This is a genomic window from Pseudonocardia lacus (genome assembly GCF_018531445.1).
In the GTDB taxonomy this organism is placed as follows: Bacteria; Actinomycetota; Actinomycetes; order Mycobacteriales; family Pseudonocardiaceae; genus Pseudonocardia; species Pseudonocardia lacus.
In genome coordinates this window covers 1-5,862 of record NZ_JAHDTH010000317.1, presented here as the reverse complement: position 1 = coordinate 5,862, position 5,862 = coordinate 1, and the positions used below count along the sequence as shown (strand labels likewise).

8 protein-coding genes and 1 pseudogene are annotated in these 5,862 nt (G+C 76.9%); 1 reads left to right on the top strand and 8 read right to left on the bottom strand.

Annotated elements, in window-relative coordinates:
* From KIK08_RS36695 to KIK08_RS42105, 7 genes and pseudogenes are all read right to left on the bottom strand, one after another.
* A pseudogene (locus KIK08_RS36695) lies at window positions 1-354 on the bottom strand (ATP-dependent helicase); the annotation flags it as partial.
* Window positions 355-419: 65 nt separating this feature from the next.
* A complete protein-coding gene (locus KIK08_RS36690; RefSeq protein WP_214407919.1) occupies window positions 420-704 on the bottom strand; it encodes a GNAT family N-acetyltransferase in 285 nt (94 codons plus the stop codon).
* A complete protein-coding gene (locus KIK08_RS36685) occupies window positions 701-1,489 on the bottom strand; it encodes an alpha/beta fold hydrolase (protein WP_214407918.1) in 789 nt (262 codons plus the stop codon). The genes KIK08_RS36690 and KIK08_RS36685 overlap by 4 nt, the downstream gene beginning before the upstream one ends.
* A 39-nt stretch (window positions 1,490-1,528) precedes the next feature.
* Window positions 1,529-1,888, bottom strand: a complete 360-nt coding sequence (locus KIK08_RS36680; RefSeq protein WP_214407917.1) for an MmcQ/YjbR family DNA-binding protein — start codon at window positions 1,886-1,888, stop codon at window positions 1,529-1,531.
* Window positions 1,885-2,907 (bottom strand): methyltransferase, encoded by a 1,023-nt coding sequence (locus KIK08_RS36675; RefSeq protein ID WP_214407916.1) that lies wholly within the window; start codon window positions 2,905-2,907, stop codon window positions 1,885-1,887. Before KIK08_RS36675 ends, KIK08_RS36680 begins: the two co-directional genes overlap by 4 nt.
* Entirely contained in the window at window positions 2,904-3,299 is a 396-nt protein-coding gene (locus KIK08_RS36670) for a VOC family protein (protein ID WP_214407915.1), read from the bottom strand. The genes KIK08_RS36675 and KIK08_RS36670 overlap by 4 nt, the downstream gene beginning before the upstream one ends.
* 65 nt (window positions 3,300-3,364) lie before the next feature.
* On the bottom strand, window positions 3,365-4,162 hold the full coding sequence (locus tag KIK08_RS42105; RefSeq protein ID WP_214407914.1) for a helix-turn-helix domain-containing protein: 798 nt from the start codon (window positions 4,160-4,162) through the stop codon (window positions 3,365-3,367).
* 68 nt (window positions 4,163-4,230) lie between these two features.
* Here KIK08_RS42105 and KIK08_RS36660 point away from each other — a divergent pair, with 68 nt between their 5' ends.
* Window positions 4,231-4,911, top strand: coding sequence for a nucleoside/nucleotide kinase family protein (locus KIK08_RS36660; protein WP_308258123.1), 681 nt, complete (start codon window positions 4,231-4,233; stop codon window positions 4,909-4,911).
* Here the strand turns inward: KIK08_RS36660 and KIK08_RS36655 are convergent.
* Window positions 4,887-5,630: a MerR family transcriptional regulator gene (locus tag KIK08_RS36655; protein WP_214407913.1), complete on the bottom strand. Its 744-nt coding sequence runs from the start codon at window positions 5,628-5,630 to the stop codon at window positions 4,887-4,889. The two genes, KIK08_RS36660 and KIK08_RS36655, sit on opposite strands and share 25 nt — an antisense overlap.
* Window positions 5,631-5,862 lie beyond the last annotated feature (232 nt).

Below are 5,862 nucleotides of genomic sequence, written 5' to 3'. Positions count from 1 at the left end.
GACCGTGGCGCCGTAGCGGGCCTCGTGGGCCGGGTCGTCCAGCTCGGTGGCGTCGACGACCAGGCCCGGCACCGTCCACGGGCGCAGCGCGGGCGCCGAGCGCGCCGGCGCGGGCGAGGTGGCGCGCACGAGCTCGGGGGAGGACAGCGGACCGCCGGCGCGCGAGGGCAGCAGCAGCGTCAGGGTGGTCGGCTTGCCAGGGTGCAGGGCCGCGAGCGCGGCCGGCGGGGCGGCGAACGGGTGCGGGCGGGCCGTGCGCAGGGCGCGCCCGCCGCCGGTGGCGGGACGGTCGCCGTCCTCGGCCCACAGCACCACTCCGCGACCGGGGGACCAGAGGGCGTGGACGGCGAGCACCCGGCCAGCCTACGAACCGCCCCCGACGTTCTCCGGGACCCGGGGGCCGTTCGCCGGCGGAGCGGTCAGCGGACCAGGTCGGCGTAGCCGGGGTGGCGCTCGATCCAGCCGCGGACGAACGGGCACGACGGCACGACCCGCAGGCCGCGCTCGCGGGCGCTGTCCAGCGCGGCCCGGACCAGCACGCCGCCCAGGCCCTTGCCCTCGTACGCGTCGTCGATCTCGGTGTGCAGGAACACGATCCGGTCGGGGTGCAGCCGGTAGGCCGCCAGCCCGGCGCGCTCGCCGTCCACGCGGATCTCGAACTGCGCGGCGTCGGGGTTGTCGACGACCTCGGGGGAATCGCTCATGGGCCCAATCCTGCCCCCGTCCAGGCCGCGATGCTCCGGACGACGGCATCGGTGGTCGGCTCGGGCCGTTCCAGGTGCGGCGCGTGCCCGCAGTCGAGCACCAGCAGCTCCACGGGACCGGCGGCCAGGTCGCGCACCGCCTCCACGTGCGCCACCGTCCCGTAGGGGTCGGCGGTGCCCTGCACGCCGAGCACCGGGCAGTCGATCCCGGCCAGCTCGGGGCGCAGGTCCCAGTCCCGGAACTCCGCGGACATCCACACGTCGTTCCAACCGGCGAAGGTGACGTCCGGGTCGCGGTGGTGGCGGGCCATCCGGGCGCGCAGGTCGCCGTCGACGAACGCGGTCCGGGCCGCCGCCACGCCCTCCAGCCCGATCGGCTCGACGAACACGTGCGGGGCCAGCACGACCAGCCCGGCGAGGTCGGCCGGCCCGGCGGCGTGCAGCAGCGCGATGGACCCGCCGTCGCTGTGCCCGACGAGCACGGGCCGGCGCAGGGCCAGCTCCGCGCACAGCGCGGGCACGACGGCGGAGGCCTCCTCGTGCATGAACCGGGCGGTGCGCGGGGCCCGGGGCGGGTCGGAGAATCCGTGGCCCTGCCGCGAGTAGGCCACCGCGCGGCACCCGGTGGCCGCGGCCACGGTGCGGTGGAAGCCCCGCCACAGCCCCACCGAGCCCAGGCCCTCGTGCAGGAACAGCAGCGGGGGACGGGTCGGGTCGCCGGGGACGTCGTCGTACTCGACGCGCCCGCCCGGCACCGCGACCGTCGGCAGCACGGCGGAGGTCATCGCAGGCACGGTAGTACCCGGCACGGCGGGAGGAGGGGGCTACTGGTCCAGCAGGGCGACGAGCTTCTTCGGGGCGACCTGGCGGTAGGCGTCGGCGACGATCTCGGCGATCTCGTCCCAGTCCGGGTCGGCGACGTCCAGGCGGACGCCGAGCCAGCCGCGGTGGCCCACGTACGGGGGCCGGAAGAACCGGTCGGGCCGCGCGCCGACCAACGCCTCCTGCGCCCCGGGCGGGGCCGCGCACCAGAACGCGAGCACGTCGTCGTGGTGGTGGTCGGCGTAGGTGACGAACGCCTTGCGCACGAACCAGGTCGGCTCGCCGTGGCTGAGCTTCTCGGTGACCTCGGGCAGGGCCGTGCACAGCGCGCGCAGCCGGGGCAGCGGGTCGGGTGGGCTCATGCCGGCACCGCCCGCAGCGCGGAGTAGCCGGTGGGCGGCGGGAACCGCACGACGTCGGTGAGCCGCAGGCCGGCCGCGTCGAGCAGGGCGCCGAACTCGGCCAGGGTGCGCTCCCGCCCGCCCACCGCCACCAGCATGTTCAGGTCGCTCATCAGCATCCCGAACTGCCCGGCCCAGCCCTCGCGGTCCTCGGCCAGCACGGGTTCGACCAGGAACAGCCGCCCGTGCGCCGGCATCGCCTCGCGCACGCGGGTGAGCAGCGCGACCGAGCGCTCGTCGGACCAGTCGTGCACCACGCTCTTGACCACGTGCGCATCCCCCCGGGGCACGGAGTCGAACATGTCACCGACGACGACCTCGGCGCGCGCCGGGTCGAGGACGTCGGACGCCCCCAGCACGCCCGAGGGCGTGTCGAACAGGACGCCGCGCAGGCCGGGACGGGCGGCGAGGAACGCGGCCAGCAGGGTGCCGTTGCCGCCGCCGACGTCGACCAGCGTGTCGACGCCGTCGAGGTCGCAGGAGGCCACCGCACCGGGCGCGGCCGCGCGGGTGCCCTCGGCCATCGCCTCGGTGAACACGGCCAGCATCGCCGGGTCGGCGGCCATGTGCTCGAACGCGCTGCGCCCGGTGACCTCCTCGAAGGCGGTGCGGCCGGTGCGCACGCTCCACTCCAGCATCCCCCACGACCGCCACACCGGGTCGCCGCAGAACAGCTGGGCGAGGTTGCCCACCGCGCCGGGCACGCCGGTGCGCAGCAGCTCGCCGGTGGCGGTCAGCGACCAGGCGCCGGCCGGATCGTGGTCGAGCAGGCCCAGCCCGGCGGCGGCGCGCAGCAGCCGACCGAGCGCGCCCGGGTCGGCGCCGATGCGCCCGGCCAGCCCGGGCGTGCCCTGCGGGCGCTCGCCGAGCGCGTCGGGCACGCCGAGCGCGGCGAGGGTCCGGACCACCTGGGCCGGGAAGAACCCCCACAGCATCGTCGAGAGCGCGGCCCGGTCGGCCTCGCCCCGCAGCGCGGTCACGGCTTCACCGCCGGGCGGTAGGTGCCCACCGACCAGATGTTGCCCTCCGGGTCGGCGACGGCGAACTCCCGCGAGCCGTAGGGCTGGTCGACCAGCTCCTGCACGACGGACGCGCCGGCGGCGACGGCCCTGCGGTGGCGTTCGTCGGGGTCGTCGGCGGCGAGGTAGATGACGGCGCGGCCGGTGTCGAAGGGGTCGGCGGGGCGCCGGCGTGGCCCCAGCATCAGCACGCCGGGCTCGTCGCCCGGGCCGCCGCGGAAGCTCAGCTCGGCGTGCCCGACGGTGCCGTCGTCGGCCGTGGACACGAACTCGGCGGTGAAGCCGAGCGCATCGGTCAGGAACGCGATGGCGGCGCGGGGATCGTCGTAGCGCAGGGTCGGGTGGATGCTCATGGCGCGACGCTAGGACCGGGGCGCCCTACGGGGCTTGAACGAATGGGAACCCGCGACTCGCACAGTCAGCCGAGCTCGCCGAGGAACGTCGTGGGCGTGCAGCCGGCCAGCGCCCGGAACTCCCGGTCCAGGTGGGCGTGGTCGGCGTAGCCGCAGGTGGCGGCCACGTCGGCGATCGTGGCCGCGGACCCGGAGACCAGCAGCCGGGTGGCGCGCTCGAAGCGCAGCACCCGTCCGGCGGCCTTGGGCGCCAGGCCCACCTGGTCGCGGAAGCGGGTCAGCAGGTGTCGCCGGCTCCACCCCGTCCCCTCGGCGAGCCGGGCGACGCCGATCCCGCCCGCGGTGCGCTCCAGCTCGCGCCACGCCCAGCCCACCTCGGGGTCGGGGTGGCGGCGGGCGGCGTCGAGGACCGCGAGCAGCGCGGCGTCGAGCCGGGCGAAGCGGGCCGGCCAGTCCGGCTCGTCGGCCAGCCGCGCGGGCAGCCCGGCCAGCCAGGGCACGTCCAGCTCGGTCAGGTCGGGGACCCGGTTGGTCAGCTCCGGCATCGGCCGCCCGAGCAGCGTGTAGGTGCCCAGCGGGGTGAGGTCGACCTGCAGGCCGTGCTGCGCACCGGTGAACTCCGTGATCACCGCGGCGTCGTGCATCCCGGCCAGGAACGACGCCGGCGCCGTCGGTCCGGCCGGCCCGAACAGCCGCAACGGCGGGCCGAGGCCCAGGATCAGCGTGCAGCTGCCGGCCGGCGGCTGGCGGCGGCGCAGCGGGGTGCCGCTGTGCTCGCGGTAGCCCTGGTAGCGCAGCACGAGCCCGGCGAGCGCCCGGTGCGGGCGCCCGAGCACGTACTCCTGCTCCGCCGGGCCGGGCACGCCACGAGGATCCCACAACCCCGGCACAACACTTCCGCCGCGGACGGTGATCGGCTAGGACTGCCGGGGTGGGGACGGGTGCGCCGGTGCTGGCCGGGTCGTTCGCGGAACTGGTCGAGCGGGCCGCCGCGCTGGCCCGACGGCCGGCCCGCACGGTGCTGGGCATCACCGGCAGCCCCGGCGCGGGCAAGTCGACGCTGGCCGCCGCCCTGCTCGACGCGCTCGGCCCGGAGGCCGTCGGGCACGTGCCGATGGACGGCTTCCACCTCGCCGACGTCGCGCTGCGCAGGCTCGGCCGCCTCGCCGCCAAGGGCGCCCCCGACACCTTCGACGCGGGCGGCTACCTCGCGCTGCTGCGCAGGCTGCGCGACCCGGCCGAGGGCGTCGTCTACGCCCCGGCGTTCGAGCGCGACCTGGAGCAGCCGCTGGCGGGCGCGATCGCGGTCGCGCCCACTGCGCGGCTCGTGCTCACCGAGGGCAACTACCTCCTGCTCCCCGACGGGCTCTGGCCGCGGGTGCGCGCCGAGCTGGACGAGGTGTGGTTCTGCGCCCCCGACCCCGACGTGCGGACGAGCCGGCTGGTGGCCCGCCACGTCGAGTTCGGCAAGGCGCCCGAGGCCGCCGCGGCGTGGGTGCGGGCGGTCGACGTCCCCAACGCCGACGCGGTCGAGCGCACCCGGGACCGGGCCGACGTCCTCGTGCCCGGCCCGGTCCTGGACGCCGCTCAGGACAGGTTGGCCTCGGCGTAGACGGCCATCGCGTCGCGCAGGTAGGCCGACAGCCCGGCGCCCGCCCGGTCGATGGTCGCGGTGAACCGCTCGTCGTCGACGTAGAGCCGGCCCAGCCCGGTGTAGGCCTCCCGGTCCGGCGTCCAGAAGTGGCAGATCCAGGCGTAGTGGCGGGCGACGGCCTCCTGCACCGCGGGGTCGTCCACCGGGCTGCCGGCGGCCATCGCCGCGGCGATCTCGCGGTTGATCGCCTCGCCGTCGGCGAACACCCCGCGGGCCCGGTCGTCGCTCCAGCCCGCGACCCGCTGCTGGGCCCGCACCGCGTCCTCCCCGTAGCGCTCGCGCGCCTCCTCGGCGTGGGGGTCCTCGCGGAACCCCCGGAACAGCTCCTCGGCGGCCATCTCCGGCCCTCCGTCCTCGCTCTCGCGGATGGTCCTGGCCACGGTGGCGGCCAGGGTGCGCAGCCGGTCGGCCTCGTCGAGCAGCCGGGCGTGGTGGCGGCGCAGCGCGGCCAGCTCGTCGGTCCGCCCGCTGAGCACCGAGCCGATGTCGTCGAGCCCGAGCCCGAGCTCGCGCAGCACGAGGATGTGCTGCAGGCGCCGCAGCTGCGGGCGCTCGTAGTAGCGGATGCCCCCGTTCCCGGTGCGGGCCGGGCGCAGCAGCCCGACGTGGTCGTAGTGCCGCAGCGTGCGGGAGCTGACCCGGGACATCCGGGCCACTTCGGCGGTCGACCAGCGCATGCCGACGACGGTAGGAGTTGACGCTGCGTCAACCGCAACCGAGGCGCCGGCCACCAGCGGGTGACGGCGCTCTCACCGGGGCCAGTAGCGCCGACCGACCAGCTCGGCCAGCACGTCGGCGGCGGCCGGACCGGGGTCGTCCGCGGCGGCGACGACCCGCACGGCCGCGGCCACGCCGGTGCCGCTGCCGGCGGCCAGGACCTCCCCGCCGGGCAGCGCGAGCTGCCGGCCG